Source organism: Streptomyces griseoruber (assembly GCF_001514205.1).
GTDB lineage: Bacteria > Actinomycetota > Actinomycetes > Streptomycetales > Streptomycetaceae > Streptomyces > Streptomyces griseoruber.
This window is the reverse complement of sequence record NZ_KQ948764.1, coordinates 103,813-124,961: the sequence shown is the minus strand read 5'-3', so window position 1 is coordinate 124,961 and position 21,149 is coordinate 103,813. Positions and strand designations below refer to the sequence as shown.

General features: G+C 70.6%; 17 protein-coding genes and 1 pseudogene. 15 read left to right on the top strand and 3 right to left on the bottom strand.

Annotation, left to right across the window (positions count from 1 at the left end; translation table 11 throughout):
* Positions 1-52: 52 nt before the first annotated feature.
* From AQJ64_RS04940 to AQJ64_RS04915, 6 genes are read left to right on the top strand one after another with little or no spacing between them, the layout of a single operon-like run.
* Complete coding sequence (locus AQJ64_RS04940) at positions 53-988, top strand: carbohydrate ABC transporter permease (RefSeq protein ID WP_055636563.1); 936 nt, start codon at positions 53-55, stop codon at positions 986-988.
* Positions 985-1,884 (top strand): carbohydrate ABC transporter permease, encoded by a 900-nt coding sequence (locus tag AQJ64_RS04935; RefSeq protein ID WP_055636562.1) that lies wholly within the window; start codon positions 985-987, stop codon positions 1,882-1,884. Before AQJ64_RS04940 ends, AQJ64_RS04935 begins: the two co-directional genes overlap by 4 nt.
* Positions 1,881-3,194 carry a pectate lyase family protein gene (locus AQJ64_RS04930; RefSeq protein WP_055636561.1) on the top strand — a complete coding sequence of 438 codons (1,314 nt, stop codon included), beginning with the start codon at positions 1,881-1,883 and terminating at the stop codon, positions 3,192-3,194. Before AQJ64_RS04935 ends, AQJ64_RS04930 begins: the two co-directional genes overlap by 4 nt.
* Entirely contained in the window at positions 3,191-4,345 is a 1,155-nt protein-coding gene (locus AQJ64_RS04925) for a Gfo/Idh/MocA family protein (protein WP_055636560.1), read from the top strand. The genes AQJ64_RS04930 and AQJ64_RS04925 overlap by 4 nt, the downstream gene beginning before the upstream one ends.
* On the top strand, positions 4,345-5,196 hold the full coding sequence (locus AQJ64_RS04920) for a DUF6807 domain-containing protein (protein ID WP_059202432.1): 852 nt from the start codon (positions 4,345-4,347) through the stop codon (positions 5,194-5,196). The genes AQJ64_RS04925 and AQJ64_RS04920 overlap by 1 nt, the downstream gene beginning before the upstream one ends.
* Positions 5,193-6,701 carry a glycoside hydrolase family 43 protein gene (locus AQJ64_RS04915; RefSeq protein WP_055636113.1) on the top strand — a complete coding sequence of 503 codons (1,509 nt, stop codon included), beginning with the start codon at positions 5,193-5,195 and terminating at the stop codon, positions 6,699-6,701. Before AQJ64_RS04920 ends, AQJ64_RS04915 begins: the two co-directional genes overlap by 4 nt.
* Here the strand turns inward: AQJ64_RS04915 and AQJ64_RS04910 are convergent.
* Entirely contained in the window at positions 6,688-7,962 is a 1,275-nt protein-coding gene (locus AQJ64_RS04910) for an RNA-guided endonuclease InsQ/TnpB family protein (protein ID WP_055636114.1), read from the bottom strand. The two genes, AQJ64_RS04915 and AQJ64_RS04910, sit on opposite strands and share 14 nt — an antisense overlap.
* Positions 7,963-8,120: 158 nt before the next feature.
* On the opposite strand from AQJ64_RS04910, the gene AQJ64_RS04905 reads away from it, so the two are divergent.
* From AQJ64_RS04905 to AQJ64_RS04870, 8 genes are all read left to right on the top strand, one after another.
* Positions 8,121-9,458 (top strand): ABC transporter substrate-binding protein, encoded by a 1,338-nt coding sequence (locus AQJ64_RS04905; protein ID WP_055636115.1) that lies wholly within the window; start codon positions 8,121-8,123, stop codon positions 9,456-9,458.
* Between the two features lie 93 nt (positions 9,459-9,551).
* The gene (locus AQJ64_RS04900) at positions 9,552-10,346 is read left to right on the top strand and encodes a rhamnogalacturonan acetylesterase (RefSeq protein WP_055636116.1); all 795 of its coding nucleotides are present in this window, start codon (positions 9,552-9,554) and stop codon (positions 10,344-10,346) included.
* 18 nt (positions 10,347-10,364) lie between these two features.
* Complete coding sequence (locus AQJ64_RS04895; protein WP_055636117.1) at positions 10,365-11,678, top strand: pectate lyase family protein; 1,314 nt, start codon at positions 10,365-10,367, stop codon at positions 11,676-11,678.
* 92 nt (positions 11,679-11,770) lie between these two features.
* Positions 11,771-12,886 (top strand): pectinesterase family protein, encoded by a 1,116-nt coding sequence (locus tag AQJ64_RS04890; protein ID WP_059202431.1) that lies wholly within the window; start codon positions 11,771-11,773, stop codon positions 12,884-12,886.
* Positions 12,887-12,893: 7 nt separating this feature from the next.
* Complete coding sequence (locus tag AQJ64_RS04885; RefSeq protein WP_059202520.1) at positions 12,894-13,937, top strand: pectinesterase family protein; 1,044 nt, start codon at positions 12,894-12,896, stop codon at positions 13,935-13,937.
* 325 nt (positions 13,938-14,262) lie between these two features.
* Positions 14,263-15,402, top strand: a complete 1,140-nt coding sequence (locus AQJ64_RS04880; RefSeq protein WP_055639187.1) for a dienelactone hydrolase family protein — start codon at positions 14,263-14,265, stop codon at positions 15,400-15,402.
* 38 nt (positions 15,403-15,440) lie between these two features.
* Positions 15,441-16,553, top strand: coding sequence for a right-handed parallel beta-helix repeat-containing protein (locus AQJ64_RS04875; RefSeq protein WP_055639186.1), 1,113 nt, complete (start codon positions 15,441-15,443; stop codon positions 16,551-16,553).
* Positions 16,554-16,663: 110 nt separating this feature from the next.
* Positions 16,664-17,461, top strand: a complete 798-nt coding sequence (locus AQJ64_RS04870; RefSeq protein ID WP_055639185.1) for an HAD family acid phosphatase — start codon at positions 16,664-16,666, stop codon at positions 17,459-17,461.
* Positions 17,462-17,663: 202 nt separating this feature from the next.
* Here the strand turns inward: AQJ64_RS04870 and AQJ64_RS50530 are convergent.
* Positions 17,664-17,919: pseudogene (locus tag AQJ64_RS50530) on the bottom strand (family 43 glycosylhydrolase); the annotation flags it as partial.
* A gap of 296 nt (positions 17,920-18,215) precedes the next feature.
* Between AQJ64_RS50530 and AQJ64_RS04865 the strand changes: the two are divergent.
* Complete coding sequence (locus AQJ64_RS04865; protein WP_059202430.1) at positions 18,216-19,370, top strand: right-handed parallel beta-helix repeat-containing protein; 1,155 nt, start codon at positions 18,216-18,218, stop codon at positions 19,368-19,370.
* 88 nt (positions 19,371-19,458) lie between these two features.
* Here AQJ64_RS04865 and AQJ64_RS04860 read toward each other — a convergent pair whose 3' ends face one another.
* Positions 19,459-21,144: a rhamnogalacturonan lyase B N-terminal domain-containing protein gene (locus AQJ64_RS04860; protein ID WP_055632152.1), complete on the bottom strand. Its 1,686-nt coding sequence runs from the start codon at positions 21,142-21,144 to the stop codon at positions 19,459-19,461.
* Positions 21,145-21,149 lie beyond the last annotated feature (5 nt).

Genomic DNA, 21,149 nt, shown 5'->3' with positions numbered 1-21,149 from the left:
GAAAGCGCTTCCTGTACGACGCACGCACGACGTACCAGAACGGAGAACAGTCATGGCCCAAGCCGCAGCCGTGGCGAAGCCGCCCGCGCCACCCCGGCGGCGCCGTGCCTCCGCCACGCCCCGCAGGCTCCCGTACCTGCTGATCGCGCCGGCGGCCCTGCTGATGCTGGGCTTCATCGCCTACCCGGTGATCAGCGTCTTCTACTACAGCCTGCAGAACTACAACCCCACCAAACCATGGCGGAACGGCTACGCGGGCTTCGACAACTTCGTCCACGCCTTCACCGACGACCCGCAGTTCTGGGACACGCTGACCTTCAGCGCCAAGTGGGTCGTCGTCGAGGTCGGACTGCAACTGCTGTTCGGTCTGGCGCTGGCGCTGATCGTCAACCAGACCTTCGTCGGCCGGGCGCTGGGCCGCGCCCTGGTCTTCTCCCCGTGGGCCGTCTCCGGCGTGCTGACCTCCGCGATCTGGGTGCTCCTCTACAACTCCCAGACCGGCATCACCCGTTACCTCGCCGACGCGGGCATCGGCGAGTACGGCACCAGCTGGCTGTCGGACACCTCCACCGTCTTCCCGGCGGCGATCGTCGCCGACCTGTGGCGCGGGGTCCCCTTCTTCGCGATCCTCATCCTCGCCGACCTCCAGTCCGTCTCGAAGGACCTGTACGAGGCCGCCGAGGTCGACGGGGCCAGCAGACTCAAGCAGTTCTGGCACATCACCCTGCCCCATCTGAAGGACGCCATCGTCCTGTCCACGCTGCTGCGCGCGGTGTGGGAGTTCAACAACGTCGACCTGCTGTACACGCTCACCGGCGGCGGCCCGGCGGGGGAGACCACCACCCTCCCGCTCTACATCGCCAACACCTCCGTCGACGCCCACAACTTCGGCTACGCGTCCGCCCTCACCACGGTGGCGTTCGTGATCCTGCTCTTCTGCTCGATGGTCTATCTGCGGCTCAGCAAGTTCGGAGGTGAAGGCAAGTGATCACCAAGGAGGCCACCGAGGTCGCGCCCGCACCCGCGCCCGTGACCCCCGCCGCCGACCAGCGGCCGCGCACGAGCCACCGTGCCTGGGACGAGGTCCCCCGCTGGCAGATCTACGTCCCCCTGTCGATCTACCTGATCTTCACCCTGATCCCGTTCTACTGGATCCTGCTCTTCGCGCTGCGCCCGGCCGGCTCGACCTCGCTCGTGCCCTGGCCGATGACCTTCGAGCACTTCGAGAAGGTCTGGAACGAACGCGACTTCGGGATCTACTTCCAGAACAGCGTGCTCACCGGCGTCGCCACCCTGCTGCTCACCACCCTCGTCGCGCTGACCGGCGGCTACGCCCTGGCCCGCTTCGACTTCAAGATCAAGCGCGGGTTCATGCTGGCCCTGCTGTGCACCCAGTTCGTCCCGGGCGCGCTGCTGCTGGTCCCGCTCTTCCAGATCTTCGCCGAGCTGAAGATGATCAACTCGCTGGGCAGTGTCATCATCGCCGAGACGGTCTTCCAGCTGCCCCTGTCGATGATCCTGATCAGCGGCTTCATCCGGAACGTGCCCTACTCCCTGGAGGAGGCCGCCTGGGTCGACGGCTGCGGCCGGCTCACCGCCTTCCGGATCGTCGTCCTCCCCCTGCTGCGCCCCGGTCTGATCGCCGTCGGCTCCTTCGCCTTCGTGCACGCCTGGAACCACTTCCTGTTCGCCCTGATGTTCCTCTCCGACCAGACCAAGCAGACCATCCCGGTCGGTCTCAACACCCTGATGAGCGCGGACAGCGTCGACCTCGGCGCGCTCGCCGCGGGCGGCATCATCGCCGCCGTCCCCGTGGTGATCGTGTTCGCCTTCATCCAGAAGTGGCTGATCACCGGCTTCAGCGCGGGGGCGGTGAAGGGATGAGACTCCGTCAGATCGCCTTCGTGGGCGTACTGGTGGGCGCCTTCCGCCTCCCGGCCCACGCCGAGGCCCGGGACATCGGCCGCGACACCCTCGCCCCGGACGACGGCTGGGCGGCGTACGGCACCGGCACCACCGGTGGCGCGGCCGCCGACGACGCCCACGTCCACACCGTCACCAACCGCGCCGAACTCGTCCGGGCCCTCGACAACGGCAGTGACACCCCCAAGATCATCAAGATCGCCGGGACGATCGACGCCGACACCGACGACGACGGCGACCACCTGTCCTGCGCCGACCACGCCACCGACGGCTACAGCCTGAAGAAGTACCTGGCCGCCTACGACCCCCGCACCTGGGGCTCCGCCAAGCCGGCCGGCGCCCAGGAGGAGGCCCGGCAGGCCTCGGCGGCCCGCCAGGCCGAGCGGATCGTCCTGACCGTCGGCTCCAACACCACCCTCGTCGGTCTCGGCAAGGGCGCCGTCCTCAAGGGCGCCAGCCTCCAGGTCAGGAACGCGGACAACGTCATCCTCCGCAACCTCGACCTGCGCGACGCCTACGACTGCTTCCCCGTCCGGCAGCCCGACACCGGCGGCCTCGGCGACTGGAAGACGGCGTACGACACCGTCTGGCTCACCGGCGCCCCCCATGTCTGGGTCGACCACATCACCGCGAGCGACCGGGGCCGTCCGGACGAGGACGAGCCCACCTACTTCGCCCGCACCTACCTCCGCCACGACGGCCTGCTCGACATCACCAACGGCTCCGACCTGGTCACCGTCTCCTGGAGCCGGTTCGCCGACCACGACAAGGCGATGCTGATCGGCAACAGCGACTCCGCCACCGGGGACCGGGGCAGGCTCCGGGTCACCCTGCACCACAACCAGTTCGAGTCCGTCGTCCAGCGCGCCCCGCGCGTCCGCTTCGGACAGGTGCACGTCCACGACAACCGGTACGTCGTCCCCGAGGGCACGGAGTACCGCTACTCGCTCGGCGTGTCGACCGAGTCGGCGATCCACGCCGAGAACAACGCCTTCCACACCCCCGGGCACGTCGAGGTGGCCGACCTGGTCAAGAGCTGGAACGGCACCGCCCTGGACCAGAGCGGCACCCTCTGGGGGTCCCCCCGGACGAAGTCTGGGGGAGGCTGGCCCGTCGACCTCCTCGCCATCCACAACGCCTGCAACAGCGGCAGCGAGCGCGATCTCGCCGCGGACGTCGGCTGGACACCTACCCTGCACGGAAAGATCGACAGCGCCGCGGTGGCCGACCGCGAGGTGGCACGCGGCGCGGGCGCAGGGAGGATCCCATGACCATCGACATCGTCCAGGCGGGCGCGCGCGGCCACGGCCGCTGGCACCTGGACAACATCCGCCGGCTCCAGGACAAGGGCATCGTCCGGCTGGCGGGCGTCTGCGAGCTGACCCCGCTCACCCCGGACGAGCTCCCCGAGGGCCTCGGCACGCCCGAGCAGTCCGCCGACTTCGGGGCGCTCCTGGACTCCACCGGTGCCCGGATCGCGGTGATCTGCACCCCGATCCCGACCCACACCGACCTGGCCCTCACAGCCGCCGCCCGCGGGGTGCACGTACTGCTGGAGAAGCCGCCCGCCCCGTCCTACGCCGAGTTCCGCCGGATGGCCGACGGGGTCGCCGCGGCGGGCGTGGTCTGCCAGATCGGCTTCCAGTCGCTGGGCTCGCACGCCGTACCCGCGATCCGCCGGCTGCTCGCCGACGGGGTGATCGGCGAGATCAGCGGGGTCGGCGGCGCCGGGGCCTGGGCCCGCGCCGAGGCGTACTTCCGGCGGGCCCCCTGGGCGGGCAAGCGACGGCTGAACGGGGTCGACGTCATCGACGGCGCCCTCACCAACCCGCTCGCGCACGCCGTCGCCACCGCCCTCGCCCTGGCCGGCGCCACCCGCGCCGAGGACGTCGCCGGCATCGAGACGGAGCTGGCGCACGCCAACGCCATCGAGTCCGACGACACCTCCTGCGTCCGCGTCACCACCACGGACGGCCTGCCGGTCGTGGTCGCCGCGACCCTGTGCGCCGAGGACCCCGACGACCCCTATGTCGTCGTCCACGGCGACCGGGGCCGGATCACCTACTGGTACAAGCAGGACCGCGTCCTGCTCCAGCGGGCCGGCCACGGTCCCGAGGAGTTCGAGTACGGCCGCACCGACCTGCTGGAGAACCTCGTCGAGCACCTCACCGACGGGACGGACCTGCTGGTCCCGCCCGCCGCCACCGAGGCCTTCATGCGGGTCGTCGAGGCGATCCGCGTCGCCCCCGACCCCGTGCAGCTCGACCAGGACACCTGGCACCTGCTGAAGGACGAGGACCGCAGGGTCGTCCCCGGCATCGACGGCCTGGTCGCCGCCGCAGCCGACACCCTCGCCCTCTACTCCGAACTGGGCGCCGCCTGGGCGCTCACGACCGCGCATCCGAAAGAGGTGAGCACCTGATGGCACCGGCACCCGACGCACCGGTCGTGCTGCGCGTCGCGGGCCGCCCGGTCGGCCGCTACGTCATCCGGCCCGAGCTGCCCGCCCGGCTCTCCCCCCGCCCCTACCTCCACCCCGTCACCACCCTGGCCGGCACCCAGGTCACCGAGCTGGCCCCCGCCGACCACCTCCACCACCTCGGCGTCGGTGTAGCCGTACCCGACGTCGAGGGGCACAACTTCTGGGGCGGACGCACCTACGTCCGCGACCGGGGCCCGACCGAGCTGGAGAACCACGGCGTCCAGCGCCACCACTCCTTCCAGCTCCGCGACCCCGACGGCTTCGTCCAGGAGCTGCGCTGGGTCGCCTCGGGAGCCGAGCTGCTGCGCGAGCGCCGTACGGTCGCGGCCACCGAACTCACCGACACGGCCTGGGCGCTGGACTTCACCTTCTCCCTCACCGACGTCACCGGGGCCGGGCTGTCCATCGGCAGCCCGGCGACCAACGGACGCCCCGGCGCGGCCTACGGCGGCTTCTTCTGGCGGGCCCCCAAGGAGGACACCGCTCCGGACGTCTTCACCGCGCACACCGAGGGCGAGGAGCGGGTGCACGGCGGCCGGGCCGACTGGCTGGCACTGGCCGGCACCGGCTGGACCCTGGTCTTCGCGGGCGCCACCGACGCCACCCGCCGCGACCCCTGGTTCGTCCGCACCGCCGAGTACCCGGGCGTCGGCTCCTCGCTGGCCTCGGCCGCCCGCCTCCCGATCGCCCCCGGCGACACCGCCGTACGCCGGATCGTCACCGTCGTCGCCGACGGCCGCCTGGGCCGCGACGAGGCGGCGGCACTGGTCAGGAAGGCGGTGAGCCAGTGACCGCCGACACCTACACCAATCCGATCCTGAACGCCGACTGGTCCGACCCGGACGTCGTCCGGGTCGGCGACGACTTCTACCTCACCGCCTCCAGCTTCGGCCGCGCCCCCGGACTGCCCCTGCTGCACTCCCGGGACCTGGTCAACTGGACGCTGGTCGGGCACGCCCTCGAACGCCTCGAACCGGCCGCGGAGTTCACCGCGCCCCGGCACGACTGCGGGGTGTGGGCCCCGTCGATCCGCCACCACGACGACCGCTTCTGGATCTTCTGGGGCGACCCCGACCAGGGCATCTTCCAGGTCAACGCCGCGCAGATCAGGGGGCCTTGGACCCGCCCGCACCTGGTGAAGGCGGGCAAGGGGCTCATCGACCCCTGCCCCCTGTGGGACGAGGAGACCGGCGAGGCGTATCTCGTGCACGCCTGGGCGAAGTCCCGCGCGGGCGTCAAGAACCGGCTCACCGGCCACCGGATGCACCCCGACGGCACCTCCCTCCTCGACGAGGGCAAGCTGATCGTCGACGGGGACAGCATCCCCGGCTGGTTCACCCTCGAAGGCCCCAAGCTCTACCGGCACGACGGCTGGTTCTGGATCCTGGCGCCCGCCGGGGGAGTCGAGGCCGGCTGGCAGGGCGCCTTCCGCGCACGGGACTTCTTCGGCCCGTACGAGGAGAGGGCCGTCCTGGAGCAGCAGGACACCGAGGTCAACGGCCCCCACCAGGGCGGCTGGGTGCGCACCGCGGCCGGCGAGGACTGGTTCCTGCACTTCCAGCAGCGCGGTGCCTACGGCCGGGTCGTCCACCTCCAGCCGATGCGCTGGGGGACGGACGGCTGGCCGGTGCTCGGCGACGAGGGCGCCCCCGTCCTCGTCCACCGCCGCCCCGGCCTACCGGCGCAGCCGCCCGCCGCACCCGCCACCGACGACGACTTCCCCGGCGGACGCTTCGGCCGCCAGTGGCAGTGGACCGCCAACCCCCAGGTCGGCTGGGCCACCCAGCACTCCGGCGACGGCCTGCGCCTGTCCTGCGTCCGGACCGGCGACGCGCACGACCTGCGCAGGCTGCCGAGCGTCCTCACCCAGCGGCTCCCCGGCGTCCCGTCGGCCGTCGAGGTGGAGCTGACCCTGCACGGCGAGGAGCCCGGTGCCCGCGCCGGACTCGCGGTCCTCGGCGACGCGTTCGCCTGGATCGGGCTGGAGCGGGCCGGCGACGGAGGCGTCCACCTCGTCCACCGGTTCGCCGAACCGGTCGCCGAACGGGAACGCGACGCCGCCCACCCACGGCTCGCCCCCAGGGGCCGGGCCCGGCTGCGGATCGAGATCGGCGCGGGCGCCCGCTGCCGGTTCGCCTACGACATCGGCGAGGGCCTGCGCTGGTCCGGCCCCGTCTTCGCCGCCACCCCCTGGCGCTGGGTCGGCGCCCTGCTCGGTCTCTTCGCGCTCGCCCCCTCGGGACCGGGGCACGCCGGAGCGGCCTCCTTCACGGAGTTCCGGATCAGACCGCTCTGACCCCTTCCCCCGTACGCCTGTCGGGAGCCGCATTGGCTTCCTCCCCTGCCTGACGGCGGGGGATTCCAGCGGTCGCCCGCTGGGTTTCCTGCTTCACCGACGACCGCCCCGTCCGGGAGGACTCCCGTTGAGGTCTTACACCGTCTCCACAGGCAGACGCCGCCAGCCCGGCGGCCAGGATGTTGCGTGCCGCGTTCGCGTCGCGGTCGTGCACGACACCGCAGTTGTCGCACGTCCACTCGCGGAGGTTCAGCGGCAGCTTCTCGCGGACCGCGCCGCAGTTTCCGCACAGCTTGCTGCTGGGGAAGAAACGGTCGATCACGACGAGTTCGCGCCCGTACCAGGCGCACTTGTACTCCAGCATCGTGCGGAGTTCCGTCCAGGACGCCTCGGAGATGGCGCGCGCGAGCCTGCCGTTCTTGAGCAGGTTGCGGACGGTGAGGTCCTCGATCACGACCGTTTGGTTCTCACGGACGAGCCGAGTGGTGAGCTTGTGCAGGAAGTCTCTGCGACGGTCGGTGATCCGCGCGTGCACACGGGCCACCTTTCGGCGGGCCTTCTCCCGATTCTCCGAGCCTTTGACCTTGCGGGACAGCTCCCGTTGCGCGCGGGCCAGTCGGGTGCGGTCCCGGCGCTCGTGCTTCGGGTTGGCGATTTTCTCCCCGGTGGACAGGGTCACCAGGGAGGTGATCCCGGCGTCCAGGCCCACCACCGCGTTGGTGGCGGGGGCTGGAGCGATGACGTCCTCGACGAGCAGCGAGGCGAACCAGCGGCCCGCGCTGTCCCGGGACACCGTCACCGTGGACGGCTCCGCGCCTTCTGGGAGCGGACGCGACCAGCGGATGTCGAGGGCCTCCGCCATCTTCGCCAGCGTCAGCTTCCCGTCACGCCACTTGAACGCGCTGCGGGTGTACTCGGCCGACGCACGGGACTTCTTCCGCGACTTGAAACGCGGGTACTTCGCCCGCCTGGCGAAGAAGTTCCCGAACGCCGTCTGAAGATGGCGCAGCACCTGCTGGAGCGGGACGGAGGAGACCTCGGTGAGGAAGGCGAGTTCCTCAGTCTTCTTCCACTCCGTCAGCGCTGCGGACGACTCCACATAGGAAATCCGGCGTTGCTCGCCGTACCAGGCGCGAGTGCGCTCCTCCAGTGCTGTGTTGTACACGAACCGGACGCAGCCGAACGTGCGCGACAGCTCCGCCGCCTGCTCGTCCGTGGGGTAAAAGCGGTACCTGAAAGCCCGCTTGACCTGCTGCGCCATGCCTCACATTCCACCGGTTCCCGTGTGAGGGCCGCCGTGTGGTGATGGGCGGACGCCGCATCGCCCTGGCGACGATTCACCTTTCCCCGCCCCGTTGTGCGGGAGCTTCGATTCCTTCCCCGGTTGAAGCCGGGGGTACCCACGAGGGAGAGCCGCAAATGAACAGCAGCATCCGCAGAAGCAGGCGCGCCGCACTGGCCGTCGCCCTGGGCTCCGTGCTCGCGCTGACCGCCACCGCCTGCGGTGACGACGGCAGCGGCAGCGCGGGGGACAAGGGAGGCGAGGGCTCGGGCAAGGGCGAGATCACCTTCTGGGACAACAACGGCGGTGTCCGCACCGACATCTGGAAGGAGATCATCGCCGACTTCGAGAAGGCGAACCCGGACATCAAGGTGAAGTACGTCGGTGTCCCCGCCGACAGCGTCCAGTCCAAGTACGACACCGCCATCCAGGGCGGCGGCCTGCCCGACGTCGGCGGTGTGGGCACCGCGATGCTCGCCGAGGTCGCGGCGCAGGGCGCCCTCGAACCGCTGGACGACCGCCTCGCCGAGAGCGACCTGAAGGACCAGCTCAACGCCAAGTTCCTGGACAGCGTCAAGGCGGCCGGGGTCGACGGCAAGACGTACAGCGTGCCGACCTCCGCCAACAACGGCACCCTGTGGTACCGCACCGACCTGTTCGAGCAGGCGGGTCTGGAGGCGCCGACGACCTGGACGAAGTTCTACACGGCCGCCGACAAGCTCACGAACAAGGGCAAGAACGCGTTCGGCTACACCATCCGCGGCGGCGCCGGGTCCATCGCCCAGGCGCTCGACGCCACCTACGGGCAGAGCGGCATCACCGAGTTCTGGAGCGGTGACAAGACCACGGTCAACGACCCCGAGAACGTGGCCGCGCTGGAGAAGTACGTCGGTCTGTACAAGAAGGACACCCCGGCCGCCGACGTCAACAACGACTTCACCAAGATGGTCGCCCAGTGGGACAGCGGCACCATCGGCATGCTGAGCCACAACCTCGGCTCCTTCGCCGACCACCAGAAGGCGCTCGCGGGCAAGTTCAAGGGCATCCCCGCGCCGACGCAGGACGACGGCACGCGGGTGCAGGTGTCCAACCCCGTCGACGGTCTCGGGCTGTTCAAGTCCAGCAAGAACAAGACCGCCGCCTGGAAGTTCATCGAGTTCGCCGCGGGCCATGAGGCGAACAGCAAGTGGAACGAGACGGCCGGGCAGGTGCCGGCGAACCTGGAGGCGGCGCAGGACAGCTGGGTGCAGTCCTCGGAGCCGACGAAGCTCGCCGCCGAGGCGCTGTCGGGGGACGGCACGAAGATCGTGCAGCTGCCCTACTACCTGCCCGACTGGAACACGATCTCCAAGGCCGACAACGAGCCGAACTTCCAGAAGGTGCTGCTCGGGAAGATGAGCGCGAAGGACTTCCTGGACACGCTGGCCGAACAGCTGAACGCCGCTCAGGCGGACTGGAAGAAGAACCACGGATAACTCGGGTGGTTGCTGTCGCGGGGCGACTGCGGGCCGGTTGTGGCTGGTCGCGCAGTTCCCCGCGCCCCCAAGAAGACATGAGGTGGACGTTCGTTGTCTCTTACCCGCAGACAGGTCACCTCGGCGGCCCTCGCCGCCGTACCCCTCTCGCTGGCCGCGGCCGGTACGGCCGAGGCCCACGGCCGGCCCCGCACGCTCTACATCGCCGGTGACTCCACCGCCGCCCAGAAGTACTCCGACGCCGCGCCCGAGACCGGGTGGGGCATGGCGCTGCCCTTCTTCCTCCGTTCCGGTCTGTCCGTCGCCAATCACGCGGTGAACGGGCGCAGTTCCAAGAGCTTCGTCGACGAGGGGCGCCTCGACGCCGTCCTCGCGGCCATCAGGCCCGGTGACTTCCTGATCGTGCAGTTCGCGCACAACGACGAGAAGACCACCGATCCCACCCGCTACACCGAGCCCTGGACGACGTACCAGGACTACCTGCGCCTCTACATCGCGGGTGCCAGGGCGAAGGGGGCGCGGCCGGTCCTGGCCACGCCCGTGGAGCGGCGGAGGTTCGACGCCGAGGGGAACGCCGTGCCGACGCACGGGGAGTACCCGGCGGCCATGCGGGCGCTCGCCGAGGAGGAGGGCGTGGCGCTGCTCGACCTCCAGGCGCTGTCGCTGGCGCTCTGGCAGGAGCTGGGCGTCGAGGCGACCAAGACCTACTTCAACTGGACCGACACCGAGCAGGACAACACGCATTTCAATCCGCCGGGCGCGATCGCCGTGGCGCGGCTTCTCGCGCGGGAGCTGCTGCGGACGCGGGTGCTCGGCCCGCGTGACGTGGTGCGGCTGCGTGACGAGATCCCGACGTCCTGGATCACCTGGCCCGAGCCGCTGACGTAACAAGAGGAGACCCGCACAGTGCGTACACAGAAATGTCATGGACGCGTCATTGCTGCCCTGGTGGGGTGCACCGCACTGGTGCTGTCCGTCACCGGTACCGCGTCCGCCCACACCACGTCCCGCGACCTCGGCCGCCAGGTGCTCGCCGCGAACGACGGCTGGGGCTCGTACGGGACCGGGACCACAGGCGGGTCGGCCGCCGACGCCGACCACGTGTACACCGTCACCACCTGGGCCGAGTTCAAGGCAGCCCTCGCGGCCGGTGGCTCCGCCCCGAAGATCATCAAGGTGAAGGGGGTCATCGACGCCGTCGCCGAGGGCTGCGACGCCTTCGCCGCGCCCGGCTACGACTTCGACGCCTACCTCGCCACGTACTCCCCGCAGGCCTGGGGTCTGGACACCGACCTCAGCGCCGAGCCCGACGACAGCCCGGAGGGGCTGCGCCGGGTCTCGCAGGCCAACCAGGACAAGGCGATCAAGGCGAGCATCCCCTCCAACACCACCATCGTCGGCATCGGCCGCAACGCCGGGTTCAAGGGCGTCAGCCTCCAGATCAGGGCCGTCGACAACGTGATCGTCCGCAATCTGTCCTTCGAGTCGCCGATCGACTGCTTCCCGCAGTGGGACCCGACCGACGGCACCAACGGCAACTGGAACTCCGAGTACGACACCGCCGTGGTGTACGGGGCCACCCATGTGTGGCTGGACCACAACACCTTCACCGACGGCTCCCACCCCGACAGCGCCGCCCCCACCTACTTCGGGATGCTCTACCAGCAGCACGACGGCGAGCTGGACATCGTCCGCGGCGCCGACTACGTCACCGCCTCCTGGAACGTCTTCACCGAGCACGACAAGACGATCCTCATCGGCAACAGCGACAGCGAGTCGACCGCGGCGGGCGACCGGGGCCACCTGAAGGTGACCTTCCACCACAACCTGTTCTCGAACCTGGTCGAGCGCGCCCCTCGCGTCCGCTTCGGCCAGGTCGACTCCTACAACAACCACTTCGTCGCGAACGGCGACTACTCCTACAGCTTCGGCATCGGCAAGGAATCCCGACTCGTCGCCGAGCACAACGCGTTCACCCTGCCCGAGGGGGTCAGCGCGGCCAAGGTGCTCAAGCGCTGGAACGTCTCGCCGCTGACCGCCGAGGACAACTACGTCAACGGCACGGCCACCGACCTGATCGCCGTCCACAACGCCGAGATCCCCGGCGAGGTCCTCCAGTCCGGGGCGGGCTGGACCCCGACCCTGCGCACCAAGGTCGACCCCACGAGGTCCGTGCCCCGGATCGTCGACTGCGGCGCGGGCGCGGGACGCCTGGGCTGAGGCCTCCCCCTTCTTTCAAGGCCGGGGCGGCGGCGTCCCGTCGTCACCCCGGCCCCTCCCCGCACCGCCGCACACCGCCAAGGAGCACCCGCATGCCCTCCCTTTCCAGAAGGCGGTTCCTCGCCGCGACCGGCGGCACGGTGGCCGCCCTGGGCCTGGCCGCCCGGCCCGCGCAGGCCACCCCCGGCAGACGCGGCCCGTTCGGCCGCCACGGCAGCCCGGCCGCCCGGCTCACCCCGCAGACCCTGTACGTCGACCCGCTCGGCCGGGGCGACTTCAGCACCGTCCGCGACGCCGTCGCCGCCACCACCGGCAGCGGCTGGACCCTCGTCCTCGCCGCGGGCGTCTACCGCGAGACGGTCGTCCTCGACACCACCCGCACCGAGGCCACCTGGATCGGCGCCGCCGAGGACCCGCGGGCCGTCGTCATCGTCTACGACAACGCGGCCGGCACCCCCAAGCCCGGCGGCGGCACCTACGGCACCACCGGCTCGGCCACCACCACCGTGCAGGCCGCCGGCTTCACCGCCCGCTGGATCACCTTCGCCAACGACTGGCTGCGCGCCGACCACCCCGACATCACCGGCACCCAGGCCGTCGCCATCAAGGTCCAGGGCGACCGCTCCGCCTTCCACCACTGCCGCTTCCTCGGCCACCAGGACACCCTGTACGCCGACTCGATCGCCCTGACCGCCTTCGCCCGGCAGTACTACGCCCACTGCTACGTCGAGGGCGACGTCGACTTCGTCTTCGGCCGGGCCACCGCCGTCTACGAGCACTGCCACTTCCGCACCCTGAACCGCACCGACCTGGCCGCCGCCCCCTACGGGTTCGTCTTCGCCCCCTCCACGGCGGGCGCCAATCCGCGCGGCTACCTCGTCACCCGCGGCCGGATCACCAGCGAGGCCCCGGACGCCTTCTACAAGCTGGCCCGCCCCTGGGTCCCCAGTTCCGACACCACCGCCCGGCCCTCGCTGACCGTCCGGGACACCCACCTCGGAGCCGGCGTCGACGCGGTGGCCCCCTACACCGACATGTCGGCCTCCTTCCCCTGGCAGAACCAGCGGTTCGCCGAGTACCGCAACACCGGCCCGGGCGCGGAGATCACCGTCCCCGAGAACCGGCCCCAGCTCACCGACGAACAGGCCGAGTCGGCGACCCGCGCCGTCCACCTCGGCGACTGGGAACCCTGGAAGGGGGAGTGCTGACATGGCACTGCGCAGACGCACCCTCCTCGCGGGCCTCACCGGCGCCGCGCTGCTCCCCGCCGCCCCGGCCCCGGCGGCTGAGGCCTTCCACCCCCGCCGCGTCCTGCACGTCCACCCCGGCGACTCCGTCCAGGCGGCCGTGGACACCGTCGACGGCCCCGGCCGGACGATCGTCGTGCACCCCGGGACCTATCGCGAGGTCGTCAACATCCCTGCGGAAAAGGAGGAGTTGACGATCCGGGGCGCGAGCCGCGACCCCCGTGCCGCCGTGATCGTCTACGACAACGCCAACGGGACGCCGAAGCCGGACGGATCCGGCACCCACGGCACGGCGGGCTCCGCCACCTTCACCTCCGCCGCCCCCGGGCTCACCGTCCACGGCCTCACCCTCGCCAACGACTGGCTGCGCGCCGACCACCCCGACATCACCGGCACCCAGGCCGTCGCCGCCTACGTCACCGGCGACCGCAGCCACTTCGAGAACGTGCGCCTCCTCGCCCACCAGGACACCCTCTTCGCGGACACCACCGCGCTCGACGCCTTCGACCGGCAGTACTACCGCCACTGCCACATCGAGGGGGACGTCGACTTCGTCTTCGGGCGGGCCCGGGCCGTCTTCGACGGCTGCCGCTTCCACACCCTCCAGCGGGACGTGACGTTCACCCCCAAGGGCATGGTCTTCGCCCCCTCCACCGCCCGGGCCAACCCCTACGGCTTCCTCGCCCTCCGCTCCCGGATCACCTCCGGCGCCGAGGACGCGGCGTACAAGATCGCCCGGCCCTGGGTGCCGTCGTACGAGACGACCGCCTGGCCCTCCCTCGTCGTCCGGGACACCTGGATCGACCCCGGCATCGACGCGGCCGCCCCCTACACCAACATGCGGGACGCCTACCCCTGGCAGACCATGCGCTTCCGCGAGCGCGCCAACTCCGGCCCCGGCGCGGAGATCTCCGTACCGGAGAACCGCCCCCAGCTCACGGCCGAGGAGGCAGCCCTCCACACCCCGCGGACCTACCTCGGGAACTGGAGGCCGTATGACCGGCGGCCGTGACCGGCTGGGACGGCGGGCGTTCGTGACCGGGGCGGGTGCGGCCCTGCTGGCCGGGGGAGCGGCGGGGCCTGCGGCGGCGAAGGACACCGGGTCGGCGGGCGCCGGGCCGAGCGGCGTTGTCACGTCGGCCGGTGGCGGGGCGGCGCGCGCGGGGGCGGGGCGCGCGGGGCCGACCGGCGTTGTCCCGTCGGCCGGTGCCGGGACGGCCGAGGCCGAGGCGACCGGTGCCGAGGCGACCGGCGTCGCGTCGCAGGCCGGCGCCGCCGCCGAGACTTCCGCCGACACCACTGCTGCCGAGACTTCCGCCGACACCACTGCTGCCGAGATCTCCGCCGACACCACTGCCGCCGAGACGGCCGGCGCCGGGGCTGCCGACTTCGAGGCTGCCGTCGCAGAGACCGCCGTGGTCGACGGCCCGCTCCCCGGCTTCCACCCCGCGCTCGAGGCCGCCCTGACCTTCCCCCTCGCCTGGGGCACCGCCCCGGTGCGGGACTTCCGGGCCTGGCGCCGGGCCGCCCGCTCCAAGGTGGACGAGCTGCTGATCGTCGACCGGGAGGACGGGACGCCGTACGCCCCCGAGTTCGGGGAGCCCGTCCGGCAGGACGGCTACCGGGCCCAGTCGGTCACCCTCTCCCTCACCCGGCACGAGCGCGTCCGCGCCGCCCTGCTCACCCCCGACGGACCGGGCCCCTTCCCGGCGGTCCTGCTGCTGCACGACCACGGGGCGAAGTTCGACATCGGCAAGGAGAAGCTGGTCCGGCCCTGGGACGACGACGTCCGGCTGGCGTCCGCGCAGGCGTGGGCGCAGAAGTACTTCGGTGGACGGTTCGTCGGCGACGAACTGGCCCGGCGTGGGTATGTCGTGCTGTGCGCGGACGCCCTCGGCTGGGGCGACCGCGGCCCCCTCGCCTACGACCAGCAGCAGGCGCTCGCCTCGAACTTCTTCAATCTGGGCTCCTCGCTCGCCGGCCTCATGGCCCGCGAGGACGCCCGCGCCGCCGGCTTCCTGGCGGGCCTCGACCGGGTGGACGCCCGCCGGGTCGCGGCCGTCGGCTTCTCGATGGGCGCCTACCGGGCCTGGCAGACCGCGGCCCTGACCGACGCCGTGCGCGCCGCCGCCTGCGTCTGCTGGATGACCGGCCTCAAGGAAATGATGGTGCCCGGCAACAACACCCTGCGCGGGCAGTCGTCGTACTACATGCTCCACCCGGGACTGCCCCGGTTCCTCGACTTCCCCGACGTGGCGAGCATCGCCGCACCCCGGCCGATGCTGTTCTTCTCCGGAGCACTGGACCCGCTGTTCCCCACCGACGGCGTCCGCACCGCCCACGAGAAGCTGCGTGCCGTCTGGCGCTCACGCCACGCCGAGGAGCGGTTGCGACTGGAGACCTGGCCCGACCTCGGCCATGTCTTCGTCGACCGCATGCAGGACGAGGTCTTCGACTGGCTCGACCGCGTCCTGTGAACCACCCCTCTCCCCACACGAGAAAGGACCCGCACTCCATGTCTCGTCGCACCGCCTTCGCGCTCGGCGCGGCCCTCGCGCTCGGCGCAGGTCTCGCCGTCCTCCCGACCCAGGCGCAGGCCGCCACGGTGGTCGTCAGCAACTCCACCGACCTGTCCAACGCCATCAAGAACGCCACCGCGGGCACGGTCATCCAGGTCCGGGGCGGCACCTACTACCCGACGGCCACCCTCCAGTCCACCGCCAACGGCAGCTCCTCCTCGCCGGTCACGCTCACCGCGTACGGCTCGGAGACCGTGAAGATCGACGGCTCCTCGCTCCCCGACGGCGACTGGATCTTCAAGCTGACCGCCGACTACTGGAACGTCTCCAACATCACCTTCCAGAACTCCCCGGACAGCGCGGTCGTCTGCCAGTCCTGCACCGGGACGAACTGGAACAACATCAAGACGATCAACGGCGGCGACTCCGGCTTCACGCTCACCGGCGACGGCACGGTGAACAACACGGTCAGGAACATCGACTCCTACGGCAACTACGACGCCGCCAACCACGGTGAGAACGCCGACGGGGTGGCCGTGAAGTTCGGCTCCGGGACCGGCAACCTGATCACCGGGGCCCGCCTCTACAACAACGCGGACGACGGGATCGACTTCTGGTCCTTCTCCTCGCCGGTCACCATCGAGCACACCTGGTCCTTCGGCAACGGCGTCAACCGCTGGTCGGACTCCGCGTTCGCGGGCGACGGCAACGGCTACAAGCTGGGCGGCGACGGCGAGGTCGTCGCGCACGTCATCAACAACTCGGCCGCCTGGGGCAACGCGGGCAACGGCTTCACCGAGAACTCCAACACCGGGGCGATCGTCATCAACCGCACCACCGCCTACGCCAACAGCAAGTGGGGCTACTACTTCGCGACCAGCTCCGCCAAGCTCGGCAAGAACCTCGCCGTGAGCAACGGCGGCGGCTCGGTCAACAAGGGCTCCTCGGTCACCTCGGCCGGCAACAACTGGGACAGCGGCGTCTCGACGCCCGCCTTCCGGTCGACGGACGCCTCGACGACGTACAACGCCCGCAGTTCCAGCGGCACTCTGCCCACCACCACGTTCCTGACGACGGGTTCGACGACGATCGGGGCGACGATGGACTGACCCCGCCGCTGAGCCAACCGGGCGCTTGACCCGATTTTTGCCCGCCGAACGGGTATCGATCGGGCAACGGGTCTCGCGCCCGACCGCGTGACGCGCGTAGAAAGCCTGTCATGCATAAGTCACTGCGCATCGCGGCCTCCGTCGCCGCCTGTGCCGTCGCCGGTGCCGCGCTCTACGGCGCCGGCGCGGCCACGGCCGGCCAGTCCACGGCCAACTCCACCCACGAGCCCTACAACATCGGGCTCCTGGTGAAGGACATCGACACCTACTACGGCACCGCGGCGGACGCCAACGGCGTGTACCAGGCGTCGCCGACCAGCCCGTACGCCAAGGACCTCGCGGCGATCGACAAGTCCGCGCGGAAGTACATCGACCAGGCGGCCCGCAAGGCCCGCCACCACGGCGAGAAGCCCGCGGTCGTCTTCGACATCGACGACACGCTGCTGCTCAGCCTCGACTACGAGAAGAAGACCAACTACACCTACAACTCGGCCACCTGGGCCGAGTACGTGGCGAAGGCGGACCGTCCGGCCGTCTTCGGCAGCCCCGAGCTGGTGCAGTACGCGAAGTCCAAGGGCGTCGAGGTCTTCTACAACTCGGGCCTGAAGGAATCGCAGCGCGTCTCCGCCGTGGAGAACCTGAAGAAGATCGGCGCCGATGTGAACCTCGACGCCGACCACATGTTCCTCAAGGACGCGGCCAACCCGCCGGCCTACCTGAGCGCCTGCGCCACCCCGAACAGCTGGACCTGCACCACCGTCCAGTACAAGGCGGGCACCCGCAAGCACATCGAGAACGACCTCGGGTACGAGATCATCGCCAACTTCGGCGACCAGTACTCGGACCTCGAGGGCGGCTACGCCGACCGGCGCTACAAGCTGCCGAACCCGACGTACTTCGTCAGCTGAGACCGCGTACGCACCCCGGGTTGGACGGTAGGGCCGGCAAAGGGTTCGAGCGCCCGTGAACCTCAGCTCGTGAGGGCTGGAATCCCTTGGCTTCGGCCAACCGAGGATGTCAAGGGGTGCTGACCGGTGGCCAGGATGCCGTGATTCGGGATGCTTGGACAGGATCGTCCCCCGCTCGGTCCACGGGCCCAGCGGGGACGGTCCCGTCGCGCTCGGCGACCGCCGGCGCCCAGGCGTACCTCTCCGCCCAGCCCACGGCGGACCCCGGATCGAGGATCACCCCGTGGTCCTTCCGGTGGACCAGGTCCTTCGAGGCGCGTCCCGTCGGCCGCCGTCACCGTGTACGTCCGCGGTCCGCGGAAGTCCCGGCGGGTGCCGGAGCGCGGGCTCACCGTCGCCCCCTCGCCCACCCACAACGCAGGTGCCGGTGAACGCAGTTCCGCGTCCGGCCGCATCGGCGTACTTCGAGTGCGTCACGGACGGGGCTCCCGAGGGTCTGTGGGGCGTCGGGCCTTCGGAGTGTCACCAGCGGCGGACGGCGCGTCAATCGGTGCGGGTGCGGGTGCGGGTGCGGGTGCGGGTGCGGGTGCGGGTGCGGGTGCGGGTGCGGCGGGGGGCGGCGAAAGTTTCGTCGATCCTTTCGCCCGGCGCGGCAACCCTTTTCGGCCATGGCGGCGACTGGTGTGCGGAAGCGGGCCGGGGCGGCCCCTCCGGCCCGCTTCCTCCCGGCAGCCCCACGTTGAAAGGAACGCCCGTGCGTTTGAGCACCGGACGCCACCGCAGGACGCGCACCCTCTCGATCGCCGCCGCCGTGGCGCTCGCCTCGGGGGGCGGCGGGGTCTACCTCGGCCTGTCGGGCGGCGGCGCCCAGGCCACGTCCGCCACCGTCACCGTCTCCACCACCGCGCAACTGGAGTCGGCCGTGAGGAACGCGGTCGCCGGCACGGTCATCCAGGTCCGCGCCGGCACCTACTACCCGACGGCCACCCTCAAGTCCACGGCCGACGGCACGAGTGCGTCGCGCATCACGCTCCAGGCCCACGGCGGCGAGAAAGTGAAGATCGACGGCTCCAAGCTGCCCGACGGCTCCTGGCTCACCGGCATCTACGGCAGCTACTGGACCGTCCAGAACCTCACCTTCCAGAACTCCCCGGCCCAGGGCTTCGTCGTCACCTCCTCCACCGGCGGTGTCTTCAGGAACCTCGTCACCGCGAACAACGGCGACTCCGGGTTCACCCTGCGCGGCGACGACACGGTCGGCAACCTCGTGCAGAACCTGGACAGTCACGGCAACTACGACGCCTCCGGGCACGGTCAGAACGCGGACGGCATCGCCGTCAAGTTCGGCTCCGGCAGCGGCAACAGGATCACCGGCGCCCGTCTGTACAACAATTCGGACGACGGGCTCGACCTCTGGCAGTTCTCCACGTCCGTCACGATCGAGCACAGCTGGGCCTTCGGCAACGGCAGGAACCGCTGGGGCGACTCGGCGTTCGAGGGCAACGGCAACGGGTTCAAGCTGGGCGGCGGGGGTGTCGCCGTCGCGCACGTCGTCAACAACAACGCGGCCTGGGACAACACGCTCAACGGGTTCACCGAGAACTCCAACACGGGCGCGATCGTGCTGAACCGCAACACCGCTTACTCCAATGCGGCGGCGGGATTCTATTTCGCCACGGGTAAGGCGCGGCTCGCCCGGAATCTCGCGGTGAGAAACAAGGGCGGATTGTCGAAGCTGGGGTCGTCGGCGGTGTCCGCCGCGAACAACTGGGACAGTGGGGTGACTGCGCCCAAGTTCGTTTCCACCGACGCGAGTTCCGCGTACGGGGCGCGGAAGTCGGATGGGGCGTTGCCGGTCACGACGTTTCTCACCACCGGGTCCACGATCATCGGGTCCACCATGAACTGAAGAAGTCGGGAAAGCCCCCGCCGGGTTCCAGCGACGGGGGCTTTCCCTTTTTGCCGACCTCAGAGGGGCTGAAGCCGGCAAGTCCTTTTCAGGCGAGGAGATCCATGCAGTCGAAGGACGTGCCCGGGCTCAGATACGCCGTGCCGGACGAGCCGCTGACGATGGTGAGCTTGAGGACGTTGTACTGCGAGACGTCCGTCCTCCAGGCGGTCGCCGGGACGTGGTACGTGAAGGTGTGGTTGTTGCCCCGGTAGGACCCCGTGGTGAGGGAGCGGGTCGAGGGCTGGGTGACGGCCGCCGGGACCGCGGAGACCCAGTCGTTCACGCTGACGCGCGGACGGCCGTTCGCGAAGGCGTCGGTGACGCCGATGCGGAGGGTGTGGGCGGCCGCCGCCTGTTCCCCGGTCAGCTTGAAGTAGATCAGGACGCCGTCGTTGACGTCCTTCCACAGGTACGCGGGGAAGGACCGGGCGGGGTCGCCGCTGCCGATCGTGACGTTGCCGGTCCACTTCGCCGCGCGGGCGTCGGAGGGGTGCGCGTACGTCATGAGCCGGGCGTTCTTGAACTCCCCGGGCGTGCCGTCCCAGTCGCCGAGGCGCCAGACGGTCTTCGCCGTGGAGGGGTCGCCGGTGATCGTGAGGGTGTGCAGGCTCGTGGTGGTGCCCGCGGTCACCTTCACCTGCTGGGTCAGGACCGCCAGTTCGCCCTTGAAGACGGTCAGCGTGTACGTCCCCGGCAGCATCCCCTTGCAGGAGAACGCACCGGTCCCGGCCGCCGCCCTCGCCCAGTACTGGGCGTCCTTGTTGGCGAAGCCGACCGTGTACGGGTACTGCGCGTCCATGCCCTTCAGGCCCACGCCCGCCACCTTGCCGCGGCCGGCCTTCCCGACCCAGCCGGTGATGCCGAGGCCGTCCACCCAGGAGGTGTCCAGGTTGGCGGCGGAGAGGGACGAGGGGGGCGTGCCGCCGTCCGTGAAGGCGAGGACGTACGGGCCCTGGAGGCCGAAACGCTCCGCCTCGGTCTGGGCCTCGTTGTAGTGCAGGATCTCGTAGAGACCCGCGCCCTTGTCGTTGGAGTGGCGCAGCAGCGAGCGGTAGAAGGGGCCGCCCGAGGCCTTCTCGTGGTGGGAGCGGACCAGGTACAGGCCGACCGAGCCGGTGGTGAAACCGATGTGGTCGTAGTCGATCGTCCGCTTGCCCGAGTAGTGCTTGGAGTGGGTGGTGCCGTCCGCCCGCTTCCAGACGTCCCCGGCTTCGATGACCGTGTCCGAGGCCTCGATCCAGGAGTCCGGGCCGGTGTTGGGGAACATGCCGGGCTTGAGGCGGACGATGTAGCGGGTGGCGGTGAAGGAGGCGTCCGCCTTGTCCGTCCACAGGTAGACGTTGTTCTCGCCGTTGCGGGCCGCGTACCACTGGGTGATCGCGCCGTGCACCACCTTGATCAGGATCGTGGACCCCGACTGCCTGATCGTCACCGTCGAGGCGCCGAGGCCGGACTCCACGTGCGAGTGCCGGCCGCCGTAGCCCTCGTACTCCTTGCCCCGGTAGACCAGGGAGGTGAGGTCGCCGGTGGTCTTGGAGACCTTGAAGACGAGCGAGGACCCGGTGTCCACGACGTAGTTCCGGCCGTCGTCCCGGTAGCCGAACGCGGCGGCGGACGCGGACGGGAGCAGTCCGGCACCGCCCGCGACGGCGGCACCCGTGGCGGCGACCCCGATCGCGGAGGCCCCGAGTACGCGTCGCCGCGTGAGAGGTCGTCTTCTGTGCGTGCTCAAGGGCC